This is a genomic window from Fulvimonas sp. R45 (assembly GCF_030504985.1).
Lineage (GTDB): Bacteria > Pseudomonadota > Gammaproteobacteria > Xanthomonadales > Rhodanobacteraceae > Rhodanobacter_A.
The window spans coordinates 51,220-76,953 of sequence record NZ_JASERU010000010.1 but is presented as its reverse complement, the minus strand read 5'-3'; the positions used below and the strand labels follow the sequence as shown (position 1 = coordinate 76,953).

The following is a 25,734-nucleotide window of genomic DNA, read 5'->3' as shown; positions in this document are numbered from 1 at the left end:
CGAAGAGGGCTCGTCGGATCAGGCGCTCACCGCATCCTCGGCCTTCAGCAGGCGCAGGTAGGGCTTGAGCGTCTTCCAGCCCTGCGGGTACTGCCTGCGGGCTTCGTCGTCCGAGACCGACGGGGCGATGATCACGTCGTCGCCCGGCTGCCAGTCCACCGGGGTGGTGAGCTTGCGGCCGTCGGTGAGCTGCAGCGAGTCGAGCACGCGCAGTACTTCGTCCACGTTGCGGCCGGCGCTGGGCGGGTAGGTGAGGGTGAGGCGCACCTTCTTCTGTGGGTCGATGATGAACACCGATCGCACCGTCACCTTGGGGTCGGCCTTGGGATGGAACATGCCGTACAGCTTGGCCACCTCCAGGTCGGGGTCGGCCAGCAGCGGGTAGTTGATCGCGGTGCCGCCGACGTCGGCGACGTCCTGCGCCCAGCCCTTGTGGTCCTCCACCGAATCCACCGACAGGCCCAGCAGCCGGGTGTTGCGCGCGTCGAACTCGCCCTTGCGGCGCGCGAACGCGCCCAGCTCGGTGGTGCACACCGGGGTGAAGTCCTTCGGGTGCGAGAAGAACACCAGCCAGTGGTCGCCGACATAGTCGTGCAGGCGGATCGGGCCTTCGGTGGAATCGAGGGTGAAGTCGGGGGCGGTATCGCCCAGTTGCAGGCTCATGCTGTGCTCCTTGGTGCAATCGGATGGGTCAGGCGGCGTCCGCCATCGCGGCGGACGGCGACGGAACGTGCGGCTGGCGACTACAGCTCTCCAGCAGTTCGCCGTACCAGTGCAGCGGCTCCGCCAGCGCGGCCACCTCGCCCACGATCAGCAGGGCGGGGGCGGCGATGGCGTGGTGGCGCGCCAGCCCGGGCAGCTCCGCCAGCGTGCCGGCGAGGGTGCGCTGCTGCGGCAGCGAGCCGTTCTCCACCAGCGCGAACGGGGTAGAAGCGGCGCGTCCGTGCGCCAGGAGCTTCCGTGACACGGTGTCGAGGCTGCCCACGCCCATGTAGAACGCCAGCGTCTGCCGCTCGCGGGCCAGCGCGGGCCAGTCCAGCGTGTCCAGCGAATCGCGGCAGTGCGCGGTGACCAGGCGCACCGACTGCGCGTGCGCGCGGTGGGTCAGCGGCACGCCGGCATAGGCGGCGCAGGCCACGGCCGCGGTGATGCCGGGCACGACCTCGAAGGGGATGCCGTGGTGGTGCAGGAACTCCAGTTCCTCGCCGCCGCGGCCGAACACGAACGGGTCGCCGCCTTTCAGCCGCACCACGCGGCGCCCGGCGCGCGCGTGCTGCAGCAGCAGTGCGTGGATCGTGTCCTGCGCGACGTGCGCGCCGCCGCCGCGCTTGCCCACGGCGATGCGCTCGGCGTCGCGGCGCGCCAGGTCGAGCACCGCCGGCGGCACCAGCGCATCGTGCAGGATCACGTCGGCCTCGTTCAGCGCGCGCAGGGCGCGCAGCGTGAGCAGGCCCGGGTCGCCGGGGCCGGCGCCGACCAGCACCACCGAGCTGCGCGCGGCCGGCAGGCCGGGCGCGTCCAGCGACAGCTGCAGCACGTGTTCGGCCAGCGCGGGTTGCGCGGCGCGCAGCAGGCGGCGCACCGGGCCGTCGTGCAGCCAGTCGTAGAAGCGGCGCCGCTGCGCCAGGTCCGCGTGGCGCTGGCGGATGCGCGGCCGGTAGCGCTGCGCCAGCGCCAGCAGCGGGGCCAGCGCGGGATCGAGCAGGCTTTCGAGGTTTTCGCGCAGGCGGCGCGCCAGTGCGGGAGCCGAGCCGCCGGTGGAGATCGCCAGCTGCAGCGGCGCGCGGTCGATCACCGCGGGCACCTGGAAGCTGGACAGCGCGGGGTCGTCCACCACGTTCACCAGCCGCCGGCGCGCGGTGGCCTCGGACGCGACGCGCGCGTTCAGCGCGCTGTCGCCGGTGGCGGCGATCACCAGCCAGGCGCCTTCCTGCCACGTGCGGCGGTAGCGCCCGGGCAGGTGCGCGATGCGGCCCTGCGCGGCCCAGTGCGCCAGCGTGGCGGTGAGCGCGGGCGCGCCTACGCGGACCCGGGCACCGGCGTCGAGCAGGGCCGCGGCCTTGCGCTCGGCGACCACGCCGCCGCCCACCACCAGCACGGGGCGGTCGGCGAGGTCGGCGAAGAGCGGATAGAGCGGCATGGATCCCGGCGGGTCGAAATGGACGTCCATCCAAGCTAGCGAAGGCGCCGCGGTGCCGGAAATGGCTGCTGTGACCGAGGTTATGCCGCGTTGGCATGATGGGTGATCGCCCTGGAATGGGCTGGCAAATGGATGGATAGACGTCCAAAAGCGACGTGTGTTAAGGTCGCGTGACATCGACCCGGCATGGTGCCGGCGCGTGGAGAGCCGTCATGCAGAACCTCAAGCCGATCCGCCCGCTTGGCCACATGCCTTGTCCGTCCCTCGTCGCCCGCGCCCGCCCGCCACGCCAGCCCCTGGAACGGACCTCATGACACTCACCCAGCTCCGCTACATCGTCGCCATCGCCGACGCCGGCCTCAACATCACGCTCGCGGCCGAGAACGTCTACGCCACCCAGTCCGGCATCAGCAAGCAGCTCAAGCAGTTGGAGGGCGAGCTGGGCTTCCAGGTCTTCACCCGCCGCGGCAAGAGCCTGGACAGCGTCACCCCCGCCGGCGCGCAGGTGCTCGAGCGCGCCCGCGTCATCCTCAACGAGGCACACAACATCCGCTCGCTGGCCGCCGACCTGCGCCAGGAATCGCGCGGCGAGCTGGCGCTGGCCACCACCCACACCCAGGCGCGCTTCGTGCTGCCCGAGCCGATCGCGCGGCTGAAGAAGCAGTACCCCGACCTCAGCGTGCACATCCGCCCGCAGGGCGAGAGCCGGGTGATCAGCCTGTTCGAGAGCGGCGAGGTGGACCTGGCCATCGTCAGCACCAGCGGCGCGCAGCCGCAGGGCGGCATCGCGGTGCCCCTGTACCGCTGGCGCCGGCGCGCGGTGGTGCCGCGCACGCATGCGCTGGCGAAGCTGAAGCGGCCGCTGCGGCTGGCCGACCTGGCCGAGCAGCCGCTGGTCAGCTACGAATCCTCGCTGCAGCCGGAATCCTCGCTGCGCCGCGCCTTCGCCAGGGCGGGGCTGGAGCCGCGCATCGCCTGCACCTCGGCCGACGCCGACCTGATCAAGACCTACGTGCTGGCAGGCCTGGGCGTGGGGATCCTGGCCGAGATGGCGCTGGCCGACGCCGACGCGCGCGAGCTGGCGGTGCTGGACATCGACAGCCTGCTGCCCGAGTGCACCAGCTGGCTGGTGCTGCGCCGCGACCGCGTGCTGCGCAGCTACGTGGCGCAGCTGGCGCGGCTGGTGGCGCCGCAGCTGGACGAGGCCGAGCTGCGCCGCGTGGTGGCCGGCCACGCCGAGCCGGCCTGGCCGGAGCCACCGCCGTGGCGCGAATCCGGCTGGCGCGGCAAGCGCGTCGCCGCCGTCCACGCGGCCTGAGGCGTGGTGTGTGGAAGTGTGTGACGGGCCTCGCCGGGCTTTGCGTGCCTCGACGATGGGCTTCACCGGATGGCCGCCCCTCGGCTGCCGAAAAGCGCTTCCGCTCTCGCCCGTCATTCCGGCGCAGGCCGGAATCCAGTGACGGCAGTGCACGGTTGTCGCGAAAACTATCGCTCCCGCTACTGGATGACCAGACCTTCGTCTGTTGAAAAGCGCCTCCGGCTGCGCCGGAATGATGGTGAGGGAGGCAAGGCGCCACGCGCAAGCTCGCAAAAGCTACCGACTCTCAATGCAGAAGCCGGCTCCCGGCCACTCCGGCCACCTCGATCGCATAAGCCCATCCCGGAAACACCCCCGACGGATCCGCCACCGCTCGCCGCCGCGCCTGGCCCAGGCCCGGCTCGCGCAGATCATGCACCCGCCCACCGAGGTAGACCGTGCCGGTATGGCGCAGCAGCTCGACCACCGCGGGATGGCGGCGGTCCATGCGGCCGTACCGCAGGCGCGCCTCGCGCAGGTGGTCGGGGTGGTAGATGTCGTCCAGGTCCAGCCGGGCCAGTGGCGTGCCGTGGCGGTCGCACAGCTGCACGTGGGCGCCCACGTCGAGCGTGGCGGCAAAGGCCTCGTCCACGTCCAGCGTGACCGGGAGCGGGCATGGCGTGCCGTCGGCCAGGTGCATCGTGGCGAGCACGCTGTCGTAGTCGGCGCGACCGAGGAAGCCGCGCAGCGGCGCCAGCCCGCCGTCCAGCAGCTGCCCGAGCAGGCGCTGCTGGCGCGGGCGCAGCATCCAGCGCGGGAGTCCGTCGTCGGAGGCGTCGTGGTCCATCGCGTTCAGACGTCCAGGTGGATGCCGCACTCGCGCTTCAGGCCGAAGAAGCGCGTGTCCTCCTCGTGCATGCCCGGCTCCCAGCGGCGCGTGGTATGGGTGTCGCCGATCGACACGTAGCCCTGGTCCCACAGCGGGTGGTAGGGCAATCCGTGGCGGGCGAGGTAATGGCCGACGTCGCGGTCGGTCCAGTCCACGATGGGGTGCACCTTCCAGCGGCCGTGGCGGTGCTCCAGCACCGGCGCGTCGGCGCGGCTGCGCGACTGCTGCCGGCGCAGCCCGGCGAACCAGGTGCCGGCGCCGAGCCGTTCCAGCGCCTGCCGCATCGGTTCCACCTTGGCCAGCCGGTTGTAGCGGTCGAGCCCGTCGCGGCCCTGCGCCCACAGCTCGCCGTGGCGCGCCTGCAGCCAGCCCGGCGACAGCGCGGGGCGCACCACGTGCAGGTTCAGCTTCAGCCGCTCGGTGAGCTGGTCGATGAAGCGGTAGGTCTCCGGGAACAGGTAGCCGGTGTCGACCACGATCACCGGGATGTCCGGTTGCTGCTGCGTGAGCAGGTGCAGCGACACCGCCGCCTGCGCCCCGAAGCTGGAGGACAGCACGTGCGCGCCGGGCAGGTGTTCCAGCGCCCAGCGCACACGTTCCTCGGCGCCCAGCGCGAACAGCCGGTCGTTGAGTTCGGCATGCGCGCGCCCGTCGTCGGGCGACTGCGCCGGGACAGCGAGGCTCATGCGAGGGTCTCCACCTCGATCGCGTGGCGCGGCGCGGGCAGTGCGCCGCTGCGCACCAGGAAGTCGCCGAAGCGCTCGTCGGGCGCGCGTTCGGCGGCGTAGCGGGCGAACAGCGCGTCCAGCTCGCGCAGGATCTCCGCTTCGTCGATGTTCTCGCGCAGCGCGCGGTTGAGCCGGCGGCCGGCGAAGTCGGCGCCCAGGCGCAGGTCGTAGCGGCCCACGGCCCGGCCCACCAGGGCGATCTCGCCGAGGTACGGCCGCGAGCAGCCGTTGGGGCAGCCGGACAGGCGCAGCAGGATCGGCTCATCGAGCAGGCCGTGGCGGTCGAGCAGCGCTTCCAGCTTCGGCAGCAACGCGGGCAGGTAGCGTTCGCTCTCGGCCATCGCCAGGCCGCAGGTGGGCAATGCCACGCAGGCGATGGCGTGGCGGCGGATGCCGCTCTGCTTCAGGTAGCCGTCCAGGGCGTGTTGCGCGACCAGCGCGTCGATGCGCGCGCGCTGGCCGGCGGGCACGTCGGCGACGATCACGTTCTGGTTGCAGGTCATGCGGAACTCGCCCTGGTGGACTTCCGCGATGGCACGCAGGCCGCTCAGCAGGGGACGCCCGGGCGTGTCGGCGAGGCGGCCGGATTCGACGTGCAGGGTGAGGTGCCAGCGCCCGTCGGTGCCCTCGGTCCAGCCGTAGCGGTCGCCGTTGTGCTCGAAGCGGTACGGGCGCGAGGGCTGCAGCGCGAAGCCGAGGCGGCGTTCCAGCTCGGCCTTGAACGCGGGCAGGCCGATGCGGTCGATGGTGTACTTCAGGCGCGCGTGCTGGCGCTCGCGGCGGTCGCCGAGGTCGCGCTGGGCCTCGATCACCGCCTCGGCGGTGCGCAGCAGTTGTTCCGGCGGCACGAAGCCGATCACGCTGGCCAGCCGCGGGTAGGTGCTGGGATCGCCGTGGGTGGCGCCCATGCCGCCGCCCACGGCGACGTTGAAGCCGCGCAGCTCGCCGTCCTCGACGATGGCGATCAGGCCCAGGTCCTGCGCGAACACGTCGATGTCGTTGAGCGGCGGCACCGCCACGCCGATCTTGAACTTGCGCGGCAGGTAGGTGGGACCGTACAGCGGCTCCTGCTCGGGTTCGCCTCCGGCGACGAGCCGTTCGTCCAGCCAGATCTCGTGGTAGGCGCGGGTCTTCGGCTTCAGGTGTTCGGACAGCGTCGCCGCCCAGTCGTACGCCTGCCGGTGCGCGGCCGACAGCCGCGGGTTGGTGCTGGCCACCACGTTGCGGTTGACGTCGCCGCAGGCGGCGACGGTGCTGACCAGGGCGGCGTTCATCGCGGCGATCGCGCGCTTCAGGTCGCGCTTGAGGATGCCGTGCAGCTGGAAGGTCTGCCGCGTGGTGATGCGCAGCGTGCCGCTGGCCCATTCGCGTGCGATGCGGTCGAACGCCAGCCATTGCGCGGGGCTCAGCACGCCGCCGGCGAGGCGGGCGCGCACCATGAACTGGTAGGCCGGCTCCAGTTTCTGCCGGCGGCGCTCCTCGCGCAGGTCGCGGTCGTCCTGCTGGTAGCTGCCGTGGAACTTCAGCAGCTTGTTGTCGTCCTCGTCGATCGCGCCGGTGACGGGGTCGGCCAGGCCGGCGGCGATCGTGCCGCGCAGCAGGCGGCTGTTCGCCTTGATTTCTTCCAGGTGGGAAACGGCGCCGTCGCTCATCTCGTCCTCAATACACGTCGCGGGCGTAGCGGCCCTGCTGGATCAGCTGGCCGAGCCAGTCCTCGGCATCCGCGGCGGAACGGCCGCCGTGCTCGGCGACGATCTCCACCAGGGCGCGGTGCACGTCCTTCGCCATGCGCCCGGCGTCGCCGCACACGTAGAGGTGGGCGCCGCCGTCCAGCCACGCGTACAGCTCGCGGCCCTGTTCGCGCAGGCGCTGCTGCACGTAGACCTTGTGTTCCTGGTCGCGCGAGAAGGCGAGGTCGAGGCGGTGCAGCTGGCCGCGCTTCAGCGCCTGCTGCCACTCCACCTGGTACAGGAAGTCGCTGTGGAAATGCGGGTTGCCGAACAGCAGCCAGTTGCGCCCGGCCGCGCCGCTCTCGGCGCGTTCCTGCACGAAGGCGCGGAACGGCGCCACGCCGGTGCCGGGGCCGATCATCACGATGTCGCGGCCGCCGTCGGCGGGCAGGCGGAAGCGTTCGTTGGCCTCCACGAATACCGGCACCGCCTCGCCTTCCGCGCGTCCGGCGAGATAGCGGCTGGCGGCGCCCCAGCGGCGCTCGCCGGCGTGCTCGTAGTCGACGTGCGCCACGGTGAGGTGCACTTCCTCGCCCACCACGCTCTGGCTGGAGGCGATGGAGTACAGCCGCGGCGCCAGCGGGCGCAGCGCGGCGACCAGGGCGCCGGCGTCCCACGCGGCGGGGTGGCGGCGCAGCAGGTCGACCAGTTGCAGCTCGTCGAACAGCCGGCCCAGCGCGTCGCGCGCCGCGGGCTGCAGCAGGGCCTGCAGCTCCGCGCTGCCGGCGCGCTCGGCGTGCGCGGCCAGGAAGGGGCGGGCGAACCGGGTCAGCTCGCGCCGTTCGGCCAGCCAGCGGCGCAGCGGCAGTTCCTCACCGGCGTGGCGCACCGGCGCGTCACCGTCCAGCTTCAGCGTCGCCAGCACCGCCTCGACCAGCGCCGGCGACTGCACCGGCCACACGCCCAGCGCGTCGCCGGGCGCATAGTGCAGGCCGGAACCTTCCAGCGACAGCTCGATGTGGCGCACGTCGCGGTCGCTGCCGCGGCTGGTGATGCGCTGGTTGAGCAGCACCGGCGCGGCGAACGGCTGCTCGCGGGTCCATGCGGCGGCGGCGCGCGTGGGGCGCAGCGGCGTCACCGTGGCCAGCGGCGGCTGCGCCTTCAGCTGTTCGCGGGCCAGGCGCAGTGCCTGGTCCAGCCACGGCGTGGCCACGGTCTCCACGTCCACGTCGGCCTCGCCGCGGGCGAACAGGCGCTGCGCGCCCAGCGCGGCGAGGCGCTCGTCGAGCTGGCGGCCGGTCACGCAGAACTGCGGGTAGCTGGAATCGCCCAGCCCCAGCACGGCGTAGCGCAGCTGGTCCAGCTTCGGCGCGCGGGCGCCGGCGAGGAATTCCACCAGCGCGCGGGCGTCGTCCGGCGGCTCGCCATCGCCCTGGGTGCTGATGACCACGTACAGCAGGCGTTCGTTCTTCAGCTCGCGCGTGGCGTAGCCGTCGGCGCGCAGCACGCGCACCGCCAGCCCGGCGGCCTCGGCGCGCTTGCCCAGGTCCTCGGCGACGCGCCTGGCGTTGCCGGTCTGGCTGCCGTACAGCACGGTGAGGCGCTGCTGGACGTCGGCGGATTTCAGCGGCGCGTGCTCGCCGCCCGTGGCGCGGCCGGCGGGGCGCTGCGCGGCCAGGCCGGCGAGGTAACCCGAGAGCCACTGCAGCGCCGGCGCCTCCAGGCCCTCGACCAGGCGGGCGGCGAGTTGCTGCTTGTCCTCGGGGAGCAGGGATGGCGTGGCGGCGTTCATGGCGTCCAGGCTGTGGACGTATAGACGTCCAAGGATGGATTCCATCGTAGGCCCGCACCGCAGGGCCGGGAAATGAGGGGCCTGCATAACCGCATGCCGTTCCATCCTTTCTTTCGCCGGGAATATCTCCGACACGATGGGCTCGAAGCCGTGTCCCCGCGCGCTTCGTCTTCGCTTCATCCATCGACGGGCGCCGCCGCGCGCGGCGCCAGGAGGGCGTATGCGATCCGTACGTGCGCTTCCGGTGTTCCTGCTCGGCCTGGCTTCTGCGGCGGCGGCCGGTCCATCCGATCCGTCGCTGTCCGGCGACTGGCCCACCCACGCGCGGCTCGACGACGGCACCGACTTCGGCGCGAGCGCGCTCTGGCAGTACGACCTCGACCGCTTCTCGAACGACGGCGGCCGTCTCGCGGACGCGCGGACCAACCGTCGCAAGTACCTCGGCCTCTACGTGAAGAAGAAGGGCGTGTACGACGCCAAGGCCGAGTTCGACTTCCAGTCGAGGAAGTGGCAGGACGCCTACCTGCGGCTGCAGTCGGAGGCGCTGTTCGGCGGCGACGCGGGCGCGCTCCGCATCGGCCAGGGCAAGACGCCGGTGGGCTTCGAGGGCAACACCGGCTCCAACGCCACCACCTTCATCGAGCTGGCGCTGCCCTCGCAGGCGGTGTACGAGAACCGCCGCATCGGCGTGGACTGGTCGTTGCAGCGGCCGTCGTGGCTGGTCAGTCTCGGCTACTACGGCGGCGACCTGCAGGGCGACAACGACGGCCGCACGCTGGCGGCGCGCGTGGCCTGGGTGCCGGTCCACCGGGAGGGCAAGGTGTTGCACCTGGGCCTCGCCGCGTCGCGCGAGCGGCCGCAGGCCAGCGTCGACGGGCGGGGCGTGGCAAGCCCGCCCGCCGCGCGCCTGCGCTCCACGCCCGAGGCCGGGCTGGCGCCGGTGCTGCTCGACACCGGCACGCTGGCCGGCGTCGAACGCCTCGATCGCACCGGCCTGGAAGGATTGTGGATCGAGGGACCCTGGTCGGTGCAAGGCGAATACCTGCACGCGCGGACCGTGTTCCGGCGCGGCGACCGCCCGGACTTCGACGGCCGCGGCTGGTACGTGTCCGTCAGCTGGGTGCCCACCGGCGAATCGCGGCCCTACCAGGGCGGCAACGTCGGCAACATCGTGCCTTCGCGGCCGTGGGGCGCGGTGGAGCTGGCCGTGCGCTACAGCGAGCTGGACCTCGACGACGCCCCGGTGGCCGGCGGCCGCGGGCACGACTGGACGCTGGGCGTCAACGGGTACCTCGGCCGGCACCTGCGCCTCCAGGCCAACTACATCCGCGCCTTCAGCGACCGGCGCGGGCGGGTGCTGAACCCGCACATCATCGAGTTGCGCGCCGTGGTCGCCTTCTGATCGATGCGGCCGCGATGCCGGGAGGCGTCGCGGCCGTCTTTCCGCTAGACCGCGACGACGGCTTCGTCGGCCTGCCATACCCAGCGGTCGCCGCCGCTGCCGGCGGGGAAGACCACCGCGCGGCGCGGCGCCACGCGCAGGCCCAGGCCGGGGCGCAGGCCCAGGCGCGCCAGGTCTTCGCTGGCGACGTCGGCCTCGAGCGTCTGCGCCAGCGCCTGCACGTCCAGTTCCAGGTGCGCCACGCTGCCGGCGAGGTACACGTGGCGCACCTGCGCCTGCCATCCCGGCCGGTCGCCGGCGACGCCGAGCGCCAGGTGCTCGGGACGCACGTAGGCCGTGGCCCGCGCCTGCCCGCCGCGCCAGGGATCGCGGCCGGGCGTCCAGCCGGCCGCGCCCAGCATGCCGTCCTCGCGCGCCAGCGGGATGCGGTTGACCTTGCCGATGAACTCGCAGACGAACGGCGTGGCAGGGTCCTGGTAGACCGTCCCGGGTGCGCCGATCTGCTCGATGCGGCCGCGGTTCATCACCGCGACGCGGTCGGCCAGCTCCAGCGCCTCCTCCTGGTCGTGGGTGACGAACACCGTGGTCAGGCCGAGGTCCTCGTGCAGCTCGCGCAGCCAGCGGCGCAGGGCCACGCGCACCTGCGCGTCGAGCGCGCCAAAGGGCTCGTCGAGCAGCAGCAGGCCCGGCTCCACCGCCAGCGCGCGGGCCAGCGCCACGCGCTGGCGCTGGCCGCCGGAGAGCTGCGCGGGATAGCGCCTGCCCAGGCCTTCCAGCTGCACGCGCTGCAGCAGCGCCTCCACCCGCGCGGCGATCTCGGCGCGCTTCGGCCGCGCGCGCCACGGCCGCACGCGCAGGCCGAAGGCGACGTTCTCCGCCACGGTGAGGTGGCGGAACAGCGCGTAGTGCTGGAACACCAGGCCCACCTTGCGCGAGCGCGCGGGCGTGGCCAGGAAGTCGCGGCCGTCCAGCCGCACGCTGCCGGCGTCGGGGTGGTCGAGGCCGGCGAGGATGCGCAGCAGCGTGGTCTTGCCCGAGCCGGAAGGGCCGAGCAGGGCGAGGAATTCGCCCGGCGCGATGTCCAGGCTGACGTCGTCCAGCGCGGCGAAGTCGGCGAAGCGGCGGCTGAGGCGGGAGAGTTCGAGCGTCATGCGTGGTCGCCTCAATGGCCGCCCGGCGCATGCGCCGCCAGTTCGTCGCCGTAGCGCCATTCCAGCGCGGTCTTGGCGGCCAGCGTGACCAGCGCCAGCAGCGCCAGCAGCGAGGCGACCGCGAAGGCGCCGACGTAGTCGTATTCGTTGTAGCGCATCTCGATTTCCAGCGGCAGGGTGGTGGTGAGGCCGCGGATGTGCCCGGACACCACCGACACCGCGCCGAACTCGCCCATCGCGCGGGCGTTGCAGAGCAGCACGCCGTACAGCAGCGCCCAGCGGATCTTCGGCAGGGTGACGCGGAAGAACATCTGCCAGCCGTTCGCGCCCAGCACGCGCGCGGCCTCCTCCTCCTCGGCGCCCTGCGCCTGCATCAGCGGGATCAGCTCGCGCGCCACGAACGGCAGGGTGACGAACATCGTGGCCAGCACCAGCCCCGGCACCGCGAAGACGATCCTGACGCCGTGGGCGGCGAGCCATGGCCCGAACCAGCCCTGCGCGCCGAACAGCAGCACGTAGACCAGGCCGGCGATCACCGGCGAGACCGAGAACGGCAGGTCGATCAGCGCGCCGAGCAGCGCCTTGCCGCGGAACTCGAAGCGCGCCACCGCCCACGCCGCGGCCACGCCGAACACCAGGTTCAGCGGCACCGCGATCGCGGCGACCAGCAGGGTGAGGCGGATCGCGGCGAACGCGCCCGGCTGGTCGATCGCCGCCAGGTACGCGTGCACGCCCTTGCGCAACGCCTCGGCGAATACCGCGGCCAGCGGCAGCAGCAGGAACAGCGCCAGGAAGGCTAGCGCCGCGAGGACCAGCGCAAGGTGAGCCAGTCGCCGCGGCCACGCTGGCGCGCGCGCGGTCGCCGCCGCCGTCATGCCGGCTGCTCCGCCCAGCGCCGGCTCCAGCGCTGCAGCAGCGACAGCGCGGCCAGCAAGGCGAAGGAGAAGCCCAGCATCACCACGCCCAGCGCGGCGGCGCCCGCGTAGTCGAACGCCTCCAGCTTCTGCACGATCAGCAGCGGCGCGATCTCCGAGCGCATCGGGATGTTGCCGGCGATGAAGATCACCGAGCCGTACTCGCCCACCGCGCGCGCCAGCGCCAGCGCGAAGCCGGTAAGCAGCGCCGGCGCCAGCATCGGCAGGATCACCCGCGCGAAGGTCTGCCAGCGCCGCGCGCCCAGGCTCTCGGCGGCCTCTTCCATCTCGCGGTCGAGCGTGGCCAGCACCGGCTGCACCGTGCGCACCACGAACGGGAAGCCCACGAACACCATCGCCACCACCACGCCGAGCCGCGAATAGGCGACCTTGACGCCGAGGTGCTCCATCAGCGCCTGCCCCAGCCAGCCGTTCGGCGCGTACAGCGCGGTCAGCGCGATGCCGGCCACCGCGGTGGGCAGCGCGAACGGCAGGTCCACCAGCGCGTCGAGCAGGCGGCGGCCGGGAAAGCGGTAGCGCACCAGCACCCACGCCACCAGCAGGCCGGCCGCCGCGTTCGCCAGCGCGGCGAGCAGCGCGCCGCCGAAGCTGAGCCTGAGCGCCGCCTGCGTCCGCGGCGCGGCGAGCAGGTGCAGCAGCCCGGCGACGCCGATGCCGGAGGCCTTCCACGCCAGCGCCGACAGCGGCAGCAGCACGATCAGCCCGAGGTACGCCAGCGTGTACCCCAGGCCGAGGCCGAAGCCCGGCAGCACCCGTCGCCGCGCGGCCATGTCAGCTGCCGGGGCCGATCTGGTCGAACACGCCGCCGTCGGCGAAGAACGTCGCCTGCGCCTGGCGCCAGCTGCCGAACGCCTCGGCGATGGTGAAGGTCTTCACCGGCGGGAACTGACCGGCGTACTTCCGCGCCACCGCCGGCAGGCGCGGGCGGTAGAAGTTCTTTGCCTCGATGGCCTGCGCCTGCGGCGTGTAGAGGAACTTCAGGTAGGCCTCGGCCAGCGCGCGATGGCCGTCCTTCGCCACGTTGGCGTCGACCACCGCCACCGGCGGCTCGGCCAGGATGCTGACCGACGGCGCCACGATCTCGAACGCATCCTTGCCGAATTCCTTCCGCGCCAGCAGCGCCTCGTTCTCCCACGCGATCAGCACGTCGCCCACGCCGCGCTGCACGAAGGTGTTGGTGGCGCCGCGCGCGCCGGTGTCGAGCACCGGCACGTGCTGGAACAGCGCGTGCACGAAGGCGCGCGCCCTGGCCTCGTCGCCGCCGGGCTGCCGCAGCGCGTAGCCCCAGGCGGCGAGGAAGTTCCAGCGCGCGCCGCCGGAGGTCTTGGGATTGGGCGTGATCACCTGCACGCCGGGCTTGATGAGGTCCGGCCAGTCCCTGATGTGCTTCGGGTTGCCCTTGCGCACCAGGAACACGATGGTCGAGGTGTAGGGCGAGGCGTTGTCCGGCAGGCGCTGCTGCCAGTCCCTGGCCAGCAGGCCGTGGTCGGCGATGGCGTCGATGTCGTAGGCCAGCGCCAGCGTGACCACGTCGGCCGGCAGGCCGTTGACCACCGCGCCGGCCTGCTTGCCGGAGCCGCCGTGCGACATCTGCACGGTGACGTCGTCGCCGTGCGCGGCCTTCCATTGCGCGGCGAAGGCGCGGTTGAGGTCCTGGTACAGCTCGCGGGTCGGGTCGTAGGAAACGTTGAGCAGGGTGACGTCCCCGGCGGCCGCCACGCCCGTGGCGAGCATGCCGGCCAGCGCCAGCAGGAACAGGGCCTTCTTCATGACTACCTCCGCCGGGGTGCAGGGGAACGTCCAGCCTAGCCGTCGATCAGGTTTCCGCGAATTCGCCAAATGCCATGTCGTTATGGCGCGGGAAGGGGATGACCGTGCCGTCGCGCCGCGGCGGCGCGGTGCCGCCGTCCGTCGCGTCGCCCGCGGACCGGCCGGCTTGCGCCAGCGCCTGGGCCAGTGCGTGTGCGGCGGCGCGGATCTCCGGCATCGCCGTGCATTCCCACAGGTTGCCCCGCAGCAGCGAACCGATGGCGTACAGGCCAGGCTGCGCGTCGCCGTGGGCGTCGAGCAGCCGGCCGTCCGGTTGTGCCGCCACGCCGAGCTGCAGCGGATCGGCCACGGCGAGGCCGTCGCGCAGCAGCTGCGAGAGCAGCACGTGCCCAGTGTAGGCGGCCGCGGTATCCAGCCCGGTGGCCTGCACCACCAGGTCGGCCCGCAGCGTCGACCGGGCCTGGCTGGCGCGATCGCGGATGCCGACTTCGAGCGGCCCGTGTCCGTCCACGGCGAGCACGCGCGCCGCATGCACCTGCAGGCGGCCTTCCTCGAGCAGTTGCTGCAGGGTCTGCGCCGTCTGCGGCGCGGTACGGTGGCGCGCCGCCTCCCACAGCCAGCGCAGGTGGCGCAGGAACTGCTTGCGCCGGGCCAGGGTCAGGCCCTGCCACAGCCGCGCGTTGACCGGGCGCATGCCGTCGATCACGCTGCGCCAGTCGGTCTGCGGCGCGGTGCGCAGCGCCGTGCGCACCAGCCGCAGCATCGGCGCGACGCCCGTGCAGGCGAGCAGGGAATCGTTGAGGTCCTGCTGCCAGGGGTAGGGCGCGAGCGGCAGCGGCGAATGCGCGAGCGGCAGCAGGCCGTGCCGCGAGACGGCGACCAGTTCCGCGTGCGGCCAGCGGTACGCCGCCGACAGCAACGTGTCGGCGGCGGTGAGGCCGGTGCCGATCACCAGCAGCCGGCGCGGTGCGTGCGTGCGCTGCGGCAGGCGCCACGGGTCGAGTTCGTAGGCGCCGCTGGCCAGCGCGTCGCCGCTTACCGCGCGCAACGGCCGTTGCGCCAGCGCGCCGAGCGCCAGCACCGCGACGTCCGCATCGACGGCCGTCCCGTCGGCGAGGTGCACGCGGTAGCCGCCAGCCTGCCGTTCGAGGTGCACCGCTTCCTGGCGATGCACGGCGAAGCGGCGGCCCTGCCGCCGTGCGGCCTCGCTGCGCCGCTGCACCTGGGCCTCGATGAAGTCGCCGAACAGCCGGCGCGACAGGAAGTCCGCGCCCCCCGCGCCCGCACGCCGGTCCGCGGCGAACTGCGCGAATTCCTCGTCCTGGTCGGGGTACAGCCCCATGCCGCTGGCGCGCACGTTGAGCAGGTGCCGTTCGTCGGCGGTGGCGTAGGCCACGCCGCGGCCGTTCGCCGCCGGGCCGGCGATCCAGTGGACGCCCGTGCTGCCGCCGTGGCGGAGCAGGGCGCCGAATACCGCCGCGCCTGCCGCGCCGCCGCCGATGATCGCGATCTCGGTCATGCATCACTCCATGCCGCGGCGGAGGCTGGCGATGGTCTGCACGCATGCGGTGCGTCGCGCATGGATCCCCTGCCTCATATGTCGGCGTATGCCTGGCTCGAAGGAATCACGCTGGCGGTTAAGGAATCGCTAGCGGCCCATCACCTTTTCACGCAGGCATGTGACCGCCGGCCTGCACCTCCACCTTGCAGGGAGACGCTAGTATTTGATCGGCAAGGCGATGGCGCGCCGCTTGCGCGGCAGTCATAGGCCGGCGCTCTGACACACAGAGGAAAAAAGACTAACCGCACTCGCCGTCGCGGCCACGGTGAAAGCACCGGTACGCTCCGGCACAATGGCCGGATGACTGCCGAATCCGCCCCGCTGCGCGCGCTGATCGACGACCGCTACGCCGAGCTGGCCGCGCGCTGCCGCGCCGCCGGCGTGCCGCTGCACGACGACGCCGGCGTGGCCGAGCGCATCCGCCGCACCCTTCTGGCCAGCGACTTCGCCTTCGAGGTGTGGCGCAACCAGCCCGCGCTGCTGTCGCCGCAGGGGCTGGAGCGGCTGCGTTCCAACGCCGACGCCGGGCCGCGCGCCGAAGCGCTGAAGCTTGCGGATGACGAGGCGGTGGCGATGGCCGCGCTGCGCCGCTTCCGCCATGCCGAAGCGCTGCGGCTGGTGTTCCGCGACGTCAACGGCCTGGACGAGCTGCCGGACACCCTGTCGGCCACCAGCGTGCTGTACGAGGCGCTGCTGGGTGCGGCGCTGGGCTGGTCCGAGCGCGCGCTGGCGCAGCGCTACGGTCAGGCGCGCAGCCGCGAGGGCGCGCCGCAACGGCTGGTGGTGGTGGGCTTCGGCAAGCTCGGCGGCGCCGAGCTGAACTTCTCCTCCGACATCGACCTGGTGCTGGCCTATCCGCACGGCGGCGAGAGCGACGGCGCGCGCACGCTCGACAACGGCGAGTATTTCGTGCGGCTGGGCCGGCAACTGGTGCGCCTGCTGGGCGAGCCCACGCTGGACGGCATCTGCGCCCGGGTCGACCTGCGCCTGCGCCCGTTCGGCAACGCCGGCCGCCTCGCGCTGCCGTTCAGCGCGATGGAGCAGTACTACCAGCGCGAGGGCCGCGACTGGGAACGCTACGCCTGGATCAAGGCGCGCACCGTGGCCGGCGACCGCGCCGCCGGCAAGCAGCTGCAGGAACTGCTGCGCCCGTTCGTCTACCGCAAGTACCTCGACTACACCGCCTTCGCCGGCCTGCGCGAGATGAAGGCGCTGATCGACGCCGAGGTGGCGCGCAAGGACCTGGCCGACAACCTCAAGCTCGGCCCCGGCGGCATCCGCGAGATCGAGTTCATCGTGCAGCTGACCCAGCTGATCCGCGGCGGCCGCGAGCCCTCGCTGCGCGTGCGCGGCCTGCTGCCCGCGCTGACCGCCTGCGAGGCGCGCGGCCACATCCCGGCCGCGCGCGCCAGGGCGCTGCGCGAGGCCTACGTGTTCCTGCGCAAGCTGGAAAACCGCGTGCAGATGCTGCGCGACGCGCAGACCCACGACATCCCCGATGACGCGCTGAGTCGCGAGCGCCTGGCGCGCGGCATGGACTACCCGGCCTGGGAGCCGCTGGCACGGGAACTGGCGCGCCACCGCGAGATCGTCGCCGGCGAGTTCGCCGACGTGCTGGTGCCGCAGGGCGGGCGCACCGCGCAGGTGCCGGCGGAGGATGCCGCGCTGTGGCACGGCGCCTGCGACGGCGAACTGGGCGCCGCCACGCTGGAAGCCAGCGGCTTCGCGCCCGGCGCCGAGGCCGCCGAGGCGCTGCTGAAACTGCCGCAGGCCGCCTCGGTGCGGGCGATGTCGGCGCGCTCGCGCGAGCGGCTGGACCACCTGATGCCGCAGCTGATCGCCGCCGCGCGCGCCACCGCCGCGCCGTCGCCGTGCCTGCTGGCGCTGTGCCGGCTGACCCAGGCGGTGGCGCGGCGTTCGTCCTACCTGGCCCTGCTGGAGGAACAGCCGGCCGCGCGCAAGCGGCTGGCGCGGCTGTTCGCCGACAGCGCCTTCCTCGCCGAGCGGGTGATCGCGCAGCCGCTGCTGCTGGACGACGTGCTCGACCCGCGCATCGATCAATTGCCGCTGAAGCGCACCGACATCGGCGCCGAGATCGCCCGCGTGCTGGCCACGCTGGACGAGCGCGAGGCCGAGGCCGAGCTGGAGCGGCTCAACGAGTTCAAGGCCTCGGTCGCGTTCCGCCTCGGCCTGGCCTTCAACGACGGCCGCGCCGACGCGGTGGCCACCGCGCGCCGGCTGGCGATGCTGGCCGAATCGGTGGTGGTGGCGGTCACTGCGCTGGCCGAGCGCGAGCTGGCGGCGCAGCACGGGCGCCTGCCCGGCGAAGGCTCCGGCTTCGCGGTGCTGGGCTACGGCAGCCTGGGCGGCGAGGAACTCGGCTTCGCCTCCGACCTCGACCTGGTGTTCGTCTACGACGGCAAGCGCGCGGCGCTGATGAGCGACGGCCCGCGCCCGATCGAGGGCTCGCGCTGGTACCAGCGCCTCGCCCAGCGGGTGATGAACTGGCTCACCGTGTCCACCCGCGGCGGCCGCCTGTACGAAGTGGACACGCGGCTGCGCCCGGACGGTTCCAAGGGCCTGCTGGTCGGCAGCCTCGACGCCTTCGTCGCCTACCAGCACAGCCGCGCCTGGACCTGGGAACACCAGGCCCTGCTGCGCGCCCGCCCGGTGGCCGGCGACGCCGCGCTGGGTGCGGCGCTGGCCGGGGTGCGGCGCGAGGTGCTGGCCGCGCCGCGCGCGCCGGTCGCCGTGCTGGACGAGGTCAGCCAGATGCGCCGCCGCTGGCGCGCCGAGCGCGATCGCTCCGACGCGGCCCGCGTCGACCTGAAGCAGGGCCGCGGCGCGTTGCTGGACATCGAGTTCGCCCTGCAGGGGCTGGTGCTGGCGCATGCGGCGGCGCAGCCGCAACTGCTCGGCGTCACCGCCAACGCCGCGCTGATCGCCGCCTGCCGCGACGCCGGCTTGCTGGATGCGGCGCAGGCCCACGCGCTGTCGCACGCCCACGCCGAACTGCTGCGCCGCGCGCTCGCCTGCACGCTCGACCTGCGTTCGCGCATCGCGCCGCGCGATGCGACGCTGGCGGAGCTGTGCGAAGGCGTGGCGGCAACGACCCGGGCGCTGGGTTTCGCGTTCGATTGACCGCTCGCTGGCATGCCGCTTCGATATGCCTCGACGCGGCGCCGTGACCGGCAACCTGCGGTCAGCGGCGCAGCCGTTCCATGGCGAGGCCGGAAGGGCTGAAGCCCAGCCGCTCGAAGAAGGCCGCGGCGCCCTCGCGGCCGGCGCGCAGCACCCAGGTGATCGACGGGTCGTCCCCGGTCACGTGCCGCACGAGCGCCCGCCCGATGCCGCGCCCGCGCTGCCCGGGCGCCACCAGCACCATTGAGAGGTAGCCGTTGGAAAGGCCGTCGGTGAGCCCGCGGGCGAAGCCGACCAGCGTATCGTCCACGACCGCCACGGCGACCCGCTGCGAGCGCTCCAGCAGCAGGGTGAAGCGTTCGAGGTCGCCGATCCGTTCCGCCCAGCCGTGGCGGGCGAGCAGGGCGTGGGCGGCGGCGATGTCGCCGTGGCGGAGGTCGCGGACCGTGGCCTGGGCGGGCATGTCGGTCATGGGCTGCTGCCGCGCTGGAGCGGTTCGAGCCTGTCGCGCACGGTGGCGGCTATCGCCGGCGTCTCGCGCAAGGGGGGCTGGCGCGCGGGACCGCCTGCGCCGAGGTCGTGCAGCAATCCGGCTTCGCGCAGCGCGGCGTGGAAGCGCGCGAGCTTGCCGGGCAGCGGGCCGGTGGCGAAGGTCTCGACCGGGCAGCCCACTGCACAGGCCTCGCTGAGCATGTTCACCGAATCGGGCGTGACCACCAGCCGGTCGGCCCAGCCGAGCACGCCGGGGTAGGGGTTGCGGCCGTCGTCGGGGCCGGACCAGCGCAGGCCGGGCAGGTCGTCGAGGCCGTCGCGCATCGCCTCCATGGCCTCCGCCGGGGTGCGCCGCGAGGCCAGTACCAGCAGGCTGCCGCCTTCGTCCTGCCAGCGTCCGCGCAGGCACGCGGCGAGCCGGCGGGCGTAGCCGGCATCGATGGCGACGCCGCGGCGCGGCCCGCCCAGCAGCACGCCCACCCGCGGCCGGGGCAGCTCGGCGAACTGCGGGCAGGCGTCGCGGCCGTCGGCCAGCCAGTCCTCGTCGACCGGGTTGAGCGAACCCAGCGGGGTCAGCACGTTGGGGCCGGCGAGGCCGTCGTGGCGCGGGGCGACCACCGTGTCCCAGTGCGCGGGGTCGATGCGCGGATCGAGGATCTGCACGGTGTGGCAGCGCCCGCCGGACAGCGGTCGCAGCAGCCGGGTGAACAGCGCGGCGCCGCGCCCGCAGCCGATCGCCAGTCGCGGCCACGGCGGCGCGAAGGCGGCGCGCTGCGCCGGCGGCAGCGCCAGCGTGCCGCCCAGGGCCAGGCGCGGCGACAGCCATGCCCACGGCGCGCGCGGCTCCAGCACCAGGTGGCGCACCGGTAGGCCCATCCGGGCGGCCAGCGCCAGCGCCTGGCGCTGGTTGCCCGCGGCGGCGTCGGTGATCGCCCAGCATTCGTGGCGCAGGCCGCTCACCGGGGCGCCCGCGGCGGGATTGTTTCCCCAGTCTGCACGCTACGTTCCCTCCGGCGGGGTCTATCCTGCATGGGGATGCCTTTACACTGCGGGGCCACAGCGCCGCCCGGCGCGCCGCTTGCACGAAGGATACCCATGCGCGAGACGCTTTCCGAGACCGCCCTCGACCAACTCTTCCGCGAGGCGCGCACGTACAACGCCTGGCTGCCGAAGGAGGTCACCGACGCGCAGCTGCACCAGCTGTACGAACTGGCCAAGTTCGGCCCCACCAGCGCGAACGCCTCGCCGATGCGGGTGGTGTTCGTGAAGTCGAAGGCGGCAAAGGAGAAACTGTCGCCGCTCATGTCCGAAGGCAATCGCGCCAAGACCCTGGCCGCGCCGGTCACCGCCATCGTGGGCATGGACCACGCCTTCCACGAGAAGCTGCCGCAGCTGTTCCCGCACGCCGACGCGAAGAGCTGGTTCGAGGGCAACCAGCCGCTGATCGAGACCACCGCGTTCCGCAACGCCTCGCTGCAGGGCGCGTACCTGATCCTGGCCGCGCGCGCGCTGGGACTGGACTGCGGCCCGATGTCCGGCTTCGACAACGCCGGCGTGGACGCGGCGTTCTTCGCCGGCACCCAGGTGCGCTCGAATTTCCTCATCAACATCGGCTACGGCGACGCCGGCCGCGACCTGTTCCCGCGCAGCCCGCGGCTGAGCTTCGACGAGGCCTGCCGCATCGAGTGAGCCACCCATGATCGGAGCCGGCGACATCCTGCTGCGCCTGGCGCTGGCCGCCGCGCTGGGCGCGGTGATCGGCGTCAACCGCGAGCGCCGCGAGTGGGCCGCGGGCCTGCGCACGCACATGCTGGTGAGCGTGGGCGCGGCGCTGGCGATCATCGTGTCGGCGTTCGGTTTCGCCGACGCGCTGGCGCAGCCGCACGTGGTGCTCGACCCCTCGCGCATCGCGGCACAGGTGGTCAGCGGCATCGGCTTCCTCGGCGCCGGCACCATCCTGTTCCTGCAGCGCGAGCAGGTGGTGCGCGGGCTGACCACCGCGGCCGGCCTGTGGGCCACCGCCTCGATCGGCCTGGCCGCCGGCAGCGGGCTGTACGCCGCGGCGGCGCTGGCCACCGTGCTGATCTGGCTGATCCTGGCGGTGCTCAAGCCGCTGGAGCGCCGCCTGTTCGCGCGTCGCCCGCGCGAGCTGCCGCGGCTGCGCCTGCGGCTGGCCGCCGACGCCTCGCTGGCCGCGGTGCGGCAGGCGGTGGCGGCGCGGCGGCTGCCGCTGCACCGCATGGTGCTGCATCCGCGCGAGGACGGCGAGGACCAGCTCGACCTGCTGTTCGAGCGTGCCGCCCGCGACGACCAACTGCTGGCACTGGCCGACGAACTGCGTCGGCTGCAAGGTCTGCAGGCCGTTTCGTTCGACCCCGCACCGGCCACGGTGCGTTCCCCCGACTGACTGGAGAACCAACCCATGCGCACCCTTCGCTACGTTCTGCTGGCCGGACTGCTCGGCGCCGCCGTGTCGGCCCAGGCCGCGCCGACCACCTACAAGCTGGACCCCGGCCACACCATGGTGCTGTTCAGCTGGAGCCACTTCGGCTACTCGCATCCCACCGCCGACATCGGCATCGCCGACGGCACGCTGGTATACGACGCCGAGCACCCGGCGCAGTCCTCGGTCGAGGTGAGCATGCCGCTGAGCCTGCTCGACACCCACGTGCCGGCGCTGGACAAGCACCTGAAGGAGGCCGATTTCTTCAACGCCGACAAGTACCCGGTGATCACCTTCAAGAGCACCCGCGTGCAGCCGCTGGGCGGCGACAACTTCAAGGTCACCGGCGATCTCACCGTGCACGGCGTGACCCGGCCGGTGACCCTGGACGCCCATCTCAACAAGGTCGGCCCGCACCCGATGACCAAGGCGCAGTCGATCGGCTTCGACGCCACCGGCACGCTGAAGCGCTCCGACTTCGGCGTGGGCGCCTACGTGCCGATGGTCGGCGACGAGATCCAGCTGCGCATCACCACCGAGGCCGCGGTGCCGAAGGCGAAGTGACGCCGCTCGCCGCCCCGGCCGGTCCGGGGCGGCGCGGGCCGGGTCCGGCCGGGCCCGTCGCCTGCTACCATGGGCGTCCCCGATGTCCCGTCCGGAGCCCCGACCCATGTCGAGCCCCCAATCCGCGGCCGCGCCGATCCAGGCGAGTGCCGAAAATCGTTACGAAGTGACGCGGGCGGACCTGCCGCTGTCCTGCCCGCTGCCCGGCATGGCGCTGTGGAACGCCCATCCCAAGGTGTACCTGCCCATCGTCGAGGACGGCGGCGAGAGCGTCTGCCCCTACTGCGGTGCCCGCTACATCCTGCGCGACTGATCCCCCGGCCCGGCTTGCGCCAGGCTGACGTTCCGGCGGCACGATTACTGCTTGCATTCAGGGATGAGGATGTCCAATCAGGGGTCCATGTCCGCCGTCCCCACGCCCGCGCGAACGCTTACCGTCGTCCAGCTGATTCCCGCCCTGAATGCCGGGGGCGCGGAACGCTCGGCGCTGGAGGTGGCGCGCGCCCTGGTGCAGGCCGGGCACCGCTCGGTGGTGGTCTCCGCCGGCGGCCGGCTGGTGCCCCAGCTCCAGGCCGAGGGCAGCGAGCACGTCGAGCTGGACATCGGCCGCAAGTCCCTGCGCACCCTGGGTCGGGTGGGCGAGCTGCGGCGGGTGCTGCGCGATCTGCGCCCGGACATCGTGCATGCCCGTTCGCGCCTGCCTGCCTGGCTGGGCTGGTGGGCGCTGAAGGGGCTGTCGCCGCGGCCGCATTTCGTGACCACCGTGCACGGGCTGAACTCGCCGGGCCGCTACAGCAGCATCCTGCTGCGCGGCGAGCGGGTGATCGTGGTCTCGCAGACCGTGCGCGACTACGCGCTCAGCCACTACCCGTGGCTGGACCCGGCGCGGGTGCGGGTGATCCCGCGCGGCATCGACCCGGACGACTTCCCCTACGGCCACCGTCCCGACGACGCCTGGCGCAAGGCCTTCTTCGCCGAATACCCGATGCTGGCCGGCGCGCCGCTGCTGACCCTGCCGGCGCGCGGCACCCGGCTGAAAGGCCACCACGACGCGATCGAGCTGGTGGCGGCGCTGAAGCACCGCGGCATCGACACCCGCCTGCTGCTGCTCGGCGTGGTCGAGCCGGGCCGCGAGGCCTACGTGGACGAACTGCGCGGGCTGGCGCGCGCCTGCGAGGTGTCCGCGCAGGTGGCGTTCACGCCGCCGCGCGCCGACGTGCGCGACATCTATGCGGTCTCGGCGCTGGTGCTGCAGCTGTCCAACAAGCCCGAGGCCTTCGGCCGCACCGTGGTCGAGGCGCTGTCGCTGTGCCGCCCGGTGCTGGGCTACGCGCACGGCGGCGTGGGCGAGCTGCTGGCCGAGCTGTACCCGGCCGGGCGGACGCCGCCGGGCGACCGTGAGAAACTGGTCGAGCGCGCCGCCGAGCTGCTGCGCGTGGCGCCGCCGATCCTGCCGCTGCAGAACTACCGCCTGTCCGACCTGCAGCAGGCGGTGCTGGCGCTGTACGAGGAACTGGCCGGCTGACCGGCGCGGCGGCCGCGGCCGCTACAATGCCGGCACCTTCCCGCCGGACCCCGCATGCCTGCCATCGCCGCGACCCGGGCCACCCTGCGCTCGCCGCTGCTGCCGTTCTGGCTGGTGGCGGCGTTGCTGCCGTTCGGGCGCAGCGCCGAGCTGGGCACCCTGGCCTGCGCGCTCGCCCTGCTGGCGGTGACCGTGCGCCGGCCACAAGCCTGGCGCGACGCGCCCGGGGCGCCGCTGCTGCTGGTCCTGCTGGGCGGCTACATCGGCGCGGCCCTGCTGTCGGCGCTCGACGCGGTGGCGCCGGCGAAGAGCTGGTCCACCGTGGCCGCGCTGCTGCGCTACCTGCCGCTGGGCCTGTACGCCTGCCTGGCGATCCGCGACGAGCGCCGGCTGCGCGCCCTGTACGCCGCCGTGGCTGCGCTGCTGGCGCTGTGGGCGCTGGCCGCCTGGCTGCAGATGCTCACCGGCTGGAGCCCGCGCGGCGCCGCCACCGGCGACTACCTTACCGGGCTGTTCGGCGACGACCTGAAGTTCGGTCCCGCGCTGGCGGTGCTGTCGCCATTCGCGTTGTGGACGGCGCGGGCGCGCTGGGGCTGGCGCGGGCTGCTGACGGCGTTCGTGCTGCTGCTGGGGCCGGTGCTGCTGGCCGGGTCGCGCTCGGCCTGGCTGTGCTTCGCGCTGGTGGCGCTGGCGTTCGCCTGGCGCGAGGCCGGCTCGGCGCGGCGCTTCCTGGCGCTGTGCGCCGGCGGCGTGGCGCTGTGCGTCCTGGCGGGTGCGCTGGCCTGGGCGTCGTCGTCCCGCTTCGACGCCCGCATGCAGCGCACGCTGGCGGCGTTCCAGGGCGGGCAGGGGCTGAACACCGCGCTCACCGGCCGGCTGGACATCTGGCGCGCCAGCGGGCGGATGATCGTGGCGCACCCGTTCAACGGCGTGGGCGTGCGCGATTTCCGCTACGCCTACCCGCATTACGCGCCGGTGGACGACCACTTCGTGGTGGCCGAGCCCTGCGGCCCGGGACAGGGCGCCTGCCATCCGCACCAGCTGGTGCTGGAAGTGCTGGCCGACACCGGCGCGGCGGGCCTGGCGCTGTGGCTGGCCGCGCTGGCATGGGCGTGGCGCGCCTGGCGCCGCGCGGGCACCATGGCGCGGGCGCGGGCCTTTCCGGCCACGGTGGCGCTGGGCGCGATGCTGTTCCCGCTGAACAGCCATCTGGCCTTCTATTCGGCCTGGTGGGGTCTGCTGTTCGCCTGGCTGCTGGGTTTGTTCGCCGCCGCCATCCATGCCGGACCTTCCCAGGAAGCATCGCCCCGGGAGCGCCGCGATGATGCGTGAGCCGCTGTCGGTGGTGCTGATCACCTACAACAACGCCGACACCCTCGACGCCTGCCTGCGCGAAGTGGACTGGGCCGACGAGATCGTGGTGCTGGACTCCGGCTCCAGCGACGACACCGTGGCGATCGCGCGCCGCCACGGCGCGCGCGTGGCCACGCACCCGTTCGACGACTACGGCCCGCAGAAGCAGCGCGCCATCGACATGGCCGCGCACGACTGGATCCTCAACCTGGACGCCGACGAGATCCTCTCGCCCGGCACCCGCGCGGTGATCGAGCGCGCGCTGGAGCATCCCGCCCACGCCGGCTTCCGCCTGCCGCGGCGCGAGCGCATGTTCTGGACCGTGCAGCACCGCCTGAGCCACCGCAACGGCCACCTGCGCCTGTTCGACCGCCGCCGCGCGCGCATGAACGACGTCGAGGTGCATGCCGCGGTGACGGCGGACGGCCCGGTGAAGACGCTGTGGCGCGCCGATTTCGTCAACGACGGCGACACCGACATCGCCACGCGGGTGGAGAAGATCAACCGCTATACCACCGGCATGGTGGCGCACAAGCTGCGCAAGCGGCAGCGCTTCGCGCGGTTGCGCATGGTGGCCTATCCGCCGCTGTTCTTCCTGCGCCAGTATCTGGTGAAGCGCTACTTCCTCAACGGCTGGGCCGGCTTCGTGGCCAGCGCGTGCGGCGCGTTCTACGTGTTCCTGAAGTACGCCAAGCTGCACGAGGCGCACGTGCGCGCGATCCGCCGGCGCGGCTGACGCGCCGTCCCATCCCGCCGCTGGCTGCGGCGGGTGCAATTGTCGGACGAATTCGCCGGTTACGTTGATTGCGTCACTGTTTCGGGGGCGGGTGCTGGCTACGCTCCAGCCGACCCGGGGCGGTTCCCGCGACCGCCCGCCCCGC

Annotated in this window: 23 protein-coding genes; 10 read left to right on the top strand and 13 right to left on the bottom strand. The window is 73.1% G+C overall.

Annotation, left to right across the window (positions count from 1 at the left end; all coding sequences use genetic code 11):
* Positions 1-18: 18 nt before the first annotated feature.
* Positions 19-663: a peroxiredoxin gene (locus tag QMK61_RS10860; protein ID WP_302072222.1), complete on the bottom strand. Its 645-nt coding sequence runs from the start codon at positions 661-663 to the stop codon at positions 19-21.
* A gap of 28 nt (positions 664-691) precedes the next feature.
* Positions 692-2,140 (bottom strand): siroheme synthase CysG, encoded by a 1,449-nt coding sequence (gene cysG, locus QMK61_RS10855; RefSeq protein ID WP_302072221.1) that lies wholly within the window; start codon positions 2,138-2,140, stop codon positions 692-694.
* Between the two features lie 310 nt (positions 2,141-2,450).
* Between cysG and QMK61_RS10850 the strand changes: the two genes are divergently transcribed.
* Positions 2,451-3,458 carry a LysR substrate-binding domain-containing protein gene (locus QMK61_RS10850; RefSeq protein ID WP_302072220.1) on the top strand — a complete coding sequence of 336 codons (1,008 nt, stop codon included), beginning with the start codon at positions 2,451-2,453 and terminating at the stop codon, positions 3,456-3,458.
* A 286-nt stretch (positions 3,459-3,744) separates the two neighbouring features.
* Here the strand turns inward: QMK61_RS10850 and QMK61_RS10845 are convergent, their stop codons facing one another.
* The 4 genes from QMK61_RS10845 to QMK61_RS10830 are packed head-to-tail and all read right to left on the bottom strand — an operon-like array spanning position 3,745 to position 8,516.
* Complete coding sequence (locus tag QMK61_RS10845) at positions 3,745-4,284, bottom strand: hypothetical protein (protein WP_302072219.1); 540 nt, start codon at positions 4,282-4,284, stop codon at positions 3,745-3,747.
* Between the two features lie 5 nt (positions 4,285-4,289).
* Positions 4,290-5,012 (bottom strand): phosphoadenylyl-sulfate reductase, encoded by a 723-nt coding sequence (locus QMK61_RS10840; RefSeq protein WP_302072218.1) that lies wholly within the window; start codon positions 5,010-5,012, stop codon positions 4,290-4,292.
* Positions 5,009-6,706, bottom strand: a complete 1,698-nt coding sequence (cysI, locus tag QMK61_RS10835) for an assimilatory sulfite reductase (NADPH) hemoprotein subunit (protein WP_302072217.1) — start codon at positions 6,704-6,706, stop codon at positions 5,009-5,011. Before cysI ends, QMK61_RS10840 begins: the two co-directional genes overlap by 4 nt.
* 7 nt (positions 6,707-6,713) lie before the next feature.
* A complete protein-coding gene (locus tag QMK61_RS10830) occupies positions 6,714-8,516 on the bottom strand; it encodes an assimilatory sulfite reductase (NADPH) flavoprotein subunit (protein ID WP_302072271.1) in 1,803 nt (600 codons plus the stop codon).
* A 220-nt stretch (positions 8,517-8,736) separates the two neighbouring features.
* Between QMK61_RS10830 and QMK61_RS10825 the strand changes: the two genes are divergently transcribed.
* The gene (locus tag QMK61_RS10825) at positions 8,737-9,918 is read left to right on the top strand and encodes a porin (protein ID WP_302072216.1); all 1,182 of its coding nucleotides are present in this window, start codon (positions 8,737-8,739) and stop codon (positions 9,916-9,918) included.
* A gap of 44 nt (positions 9,919-9,962) precedes the next feature.
* Here the strand turns inward: QMK61_RS10825 and QMK61_RS10820 are convergent, their stop codons facing one another.
* Genes QMK61_RS10820 through QMK61_RS10800 form a run of 5 tightly spaced genes read right to left on the bottom strand, consistent with a single transcriptional unit; the run spans position 9,963 to position 15,293 of the window.
* Positions 9,963-11,069 (bottom strand): TOBE-like domain-containing protein, encoded by a 1,107-nt coding sequence (locus tag QMK61_RS10820; protein WP_302072215.1) that lies wholly within the window; start codon positions 11,067-11,069, stop codon positions 9,963-9,965.
* Positions 11,070-11,080: 11 nt separating this feature from the next.
* Positions 11,081-11,944, bottom strand: a complete 864-nt coding sequence (gene cysW, locus QMK61_RS10815) for a sulfate ABC transporter permease subunit CysW (protein ID WP_302072214.1) — start codon at positions 11,942-11,944, stop codon at positions 11,081-11,083.
* Positions 11,941-12,774 (bottom strand): sulfate ABC transporter permease subunit CysT, encoded by an 834-nt coding sequence (cysT, locus tag QMK61_RS10810; protein WP_302072213.1) that lies wholly within the window; start codon positions 12,772-12,774, stop codon positions 11,941-11,943. Before cysT ends, cysW begins: the two co-directional genes overlap by 4 nt.
* A 1-nt stretch (position 12,775) precedes the next feature.
* A complete protein-coding gene (locus tag QMK61_RS10805; protein ID WP_302072212.1) occupies positions 12,776-13,774 on the bottom strand; it encodes a sulfate ABC transporter substrate-binding protein in 999 nt (332 codons plus the stop codon).
* A 46-nt stretch (positions 13,775-13,820) separates the two neighbouring features.
* Positions 13,821-15,293 (bottom strand): FAD/NAD(P)-binding protein, encoded by a 1,473-nt coding sequence (locus QMK61_RS10800; protein ID WP_302072211.1) that lies wholly within the window; start codon positions 15,291-15,293, stop codon positions 13,821-13,823.
* A 342-nt stretch (positions 15,294-15,635) separates the two neighbouring features.
* Here QMK61_RS10800 and glnE point away from each other — a divergent pair, with 342 nt between their 5' ends.
* Positions 15,636-18,476 carry a bifunctional [glutamate--ammonia ligase]-adenylyl-L-tyrosine phosphorylase/[glutamate--ammonia-ligase] adenylyltransferase gene (gene glnE / locus QMK61_RS10795; protein WP_302072210.1) on the top strand — a complete coding sequence of 947 codons (2,841 nt, stop codon included), beginning with the start codon at positions 15,636-15,638 and terminating at the stop codon, positions 18,474-18,476.
* Between the two features lie 61 nt (positions 18,477-18,537).
* Here the strand turns inward: glnE and QMK61_RS10790 are convergent, their stop codons facing one another.
* Together QMK61_RS10790 and QMK61_RS10785 are read right to left on the bottom strand one after the other, a co-directional pair.
* Positions 18,538-18,948, bottom strand: a complete 411-nt coding sequence (locus QMK61_RS10790; protein WP_302072209.1) for a GNAT family N-acetyltransferase — start codon at positions 18,946-18,948, stop codon at positions 18,538-18,540.
* A complete protein-coding gene (locus QMK61_RS10785; RefSeq protein WP_302072208.1) occupies positions 18,945-19,928 on the bottom strand; it encodes a mitochondrial fission ELM1 family protein in 984 nt (327 codons plus the stop codon). The genes QMK61_RS10790 and QMK61_RS10785 overlap by 4 nt, the downstream gene beginning before the upstream one ends.
* Before the next feature lie 135 nt (positions 19,929-20,063).
* Between QMK61_RS10785 and QMK61_RS10780 the strand changes: the two genes are divergently transcribed.
* From QMK61_RS10780 to QMK61_RS10750, 7 genes are all read left to right on the top strand, one after another.
* On the top strand, positions 20,064-20,657 hold the full coding sequence (locus QMK61_RS10780) for a malonic semialdehyde reductase (protein ID WP_302072207.1): 594 nt from the start codon (positions 20,064-20,066) through the stop codon (positions 20,655-20,657).
* 7 nt (positions 20,658-20,664) lie between these two features.
* Positions 20,665-21,375, top strand: a complete 711-nt coding sequence (locus QMK61_RS10775; RefSeq protein ID WP_302072206.1) for an MgtC/SapB family protein — start codon at positions 20,665-20,667, stop codon at positions 21,373-21,375.
* Positions 21,376-21,390: 15 nt separating this feature from the next.
* Positions 21,391-21,975: a YceI family protein gene (locus QMK61_RS10770; protein WP_302072205.1), complete on the top strand. Its 585-nt coding sequence runs from the start codon at positions 21,391-21,393 to the stop codon at positions 21,973-21,975.
* 106 nt (positions 21,976-22,081) lie between these two features.
* Positions 22,082-22,288, top strand: coding sequence for a zinc-finger domain-containing protein (locus tag QMK61_RS10765; RefSeq protein ID WP_302072204.1), 207 nt, complete (start codon positions 22,082-22,084; stop codon positions 22,286-22,288).
* A gap of 87 nt (positions 22,289-22,375) precedes the next feature.
* The gene (locus QMK61_RS10760; RefSeq protein ID WP_302072203.1) at positions 22,376-23,500 is read left to right on the top strand and encodes a glycosyltransferase; all 1,125 of its coding nucleotides are present in this window, start codon (positions 22,376-22,378) and stop codon (positions 23,498-23,500) included.
* Between the two features lie 54 nt (positions 23,501-23,554).
* The gene (locus tag QMK61_RS10755) at positions 23,555-24,832 is read left to right on the top strand and encodes an O-antigen ligase family protein (RefSeq protein WP_302072202.1); all 1,278 of its coding nucleotides are present in this window, start codon (positions 23,555-23,557) and stop codon (positions 24,830-24,832) included.
* Positions 24,822-25,589: a glycosyltransferase family 2 protein gene (locus QMK61_RS10750; RefSeq protein WP_302072201.1), complete on the top strand. Its 768-nt coding sequence runs from the start codon at positions 24,822-24,824 to the stop codon at positions 25,587-25,589. The genes QMK61_RS10755 and QMK61_RS10750 overlap by 11 nt, the downstream gene beginning before the upstream one ends.
* Positions 25,590-25,734: the final 145 nt, after the last annotated feature.

Excerpts from the sequence above, each read along its gene's own strand:
- QMK61_RS10860 (WP_302072222.1), bottom strand. The coding sequence starts at position 663 with ATGAGCCTGCAACTGGGCGATACCGCCCCCGACTTCACCCTCGATTCC.
- cysG (WP_302072221.1), bottom strand. The coding sequence starts at position 2,140 with ATGCCGCTCTATCCGCTCTTCGCCGACCTCGCCGACCGCCCCGTGCTG.
- QMK61_RS10850 (WP_302072220.1), top strand. The coding sequence starts at position 2,451 with ATGACACTCACCCAGCTCCGCTACATCGTCGCCATCGCCGACGCCGGC.
- QMK61_RS10845 (WP_302072219.1), bottom strand. The coding sequence starts at position 4,284 with ATGGACCACGACGCCTCCGACGACGGACTCCCGCGCTGGATGCTGCGC.
- QMK61_RS10840 (WP_302072218.1), bottom strand. The coding sequence starts at position 5,012 with ATGAGCCTCGCTGTCCCGGCGCAGTCGCCCGACGACGGGCGCGCGCAT.
- cysI (WP_302072217.1), bottom strand. The coding sequence starts at position 6,706 with ATGAGCGACGGCGCCGTTTCCCACCTGGAAGAAATCAAGGCGAACAGC.
- QMK61_RS10830 (WP_302072271.1), bottom strand. The coding sequence starts at position 8,516 with ATGAACGCCGCCACGCCATCCCTGCTCCCCGAGGACAAGCAGCAACTC.
- QMK61_RS10825 (WP_302072216.1), top strand. The coding sequence starts at position 8,737 with ATGCGATCCGTACGTGCGCTTCCGGTGTTCCTGCTCGGCCTGGCTTCT.
- QMK61_RS10820 (WP_302072215.1), bottom strand. The coding sequence starts at position 11,069 with ATGACGCTCGAACTCTCCCGCCTCAGCCGCCGCTTCGCCGACTTCGCC.
- cysW (WP_302072214.1), bottom strand. The coding sequence starts at position 11,944 with ATGACGGCGGCGGCGACCGCGCGCGCGCCAGCGTGGCCGCGGCGACTG.
- cysT (WP_302072213.1), bottom strand. The coding sequence starts at position 12,774 with ATGGCCGCGCGGCGACGGGTGCTGCCGGGCTTCGGCCTCGGCCTGGGG.
- QMK61_RS10805 (WP_302072212.1), bottom strand. The coding sequence starts at position 13,774 with ATGAAGAAGGCCCTGTTCCTGCTGGCGCTGGCCGGCATGCTCGCCACG.
- QMK61_RS10800 (WP_302072211.1), bottom strand. The coding sequence starts at position 15,293 with ATGACCGAGATCGCGATCATCGGCGGCGGCGCGGCAGGCGCGGCGGTA.
- glnE (WP_302072210.1), top strand. The coding sequence starts at position 15,636 with ATGACTGCCGAATCCGCCCCGCTGCGCGCGCTGATCGACGACCGCTAC.
- QMK61_RS10790 (WP_302072209.1), bottom strand. The coding sequence starts at position 18,948 with ATGACCGACATGCCCGCCCAGGCCACGGTCCGCGACCTCCGCCACGGC.
- QMK61_RS10780 (WP_302072207.1), top strand. The coding sequence starts at position 20,064 with ATGCGCGAGACGCTTTCCGAGACCGCCCTCGACCAACTCTTCCGCGAG.
- QMK61_RS10775 (WP_302072206.1), top strand. The coding sequence starts at position 20,665 with ATGATCGGAGCCGGCGACATCCTGCTGCGCCTGGCGCTGGCCGCCGCG.
- QMK61_RS10770 (WP_302072205.1), top strand. The coding sequence starts at position 21,391 with ATGCGCACCCTTCGCTACGTTCTGCTGGCCGGACTGCTCGGCGCCGCC.
- QMK61_RS10765 (WP_302072204.1), top strand. The coding sequence starts at position 22,082 with ATGTCGAGCCCCCAATCCGCGGCCGCGCCGATCCAGGCGAGTGCCGAA.
- QMK61_RS10760 (WP_302072203.1), top strand. The coding sequence starts at position 22,376 with ATGTCCGCCGTCCCCACGCCCGCGCGAACGCTTACCGTCGTCCAGCTG.
- QMK61_RS10755 (WP_302072202.1), top strand. The coding sequence starts at position 23,555 with ATGCCTGCCATCGCCGCGACCCGGGCCACCCTGCGCTCGCCGCTGCTG.
- QMK61_RS10750 (WP_302072201.1), top strand. The coding sequence starts at position 24,822 with ATGATGCGTGAGCCGCTGTCGGTGGTGCTGATCACCTACAACAACGCC.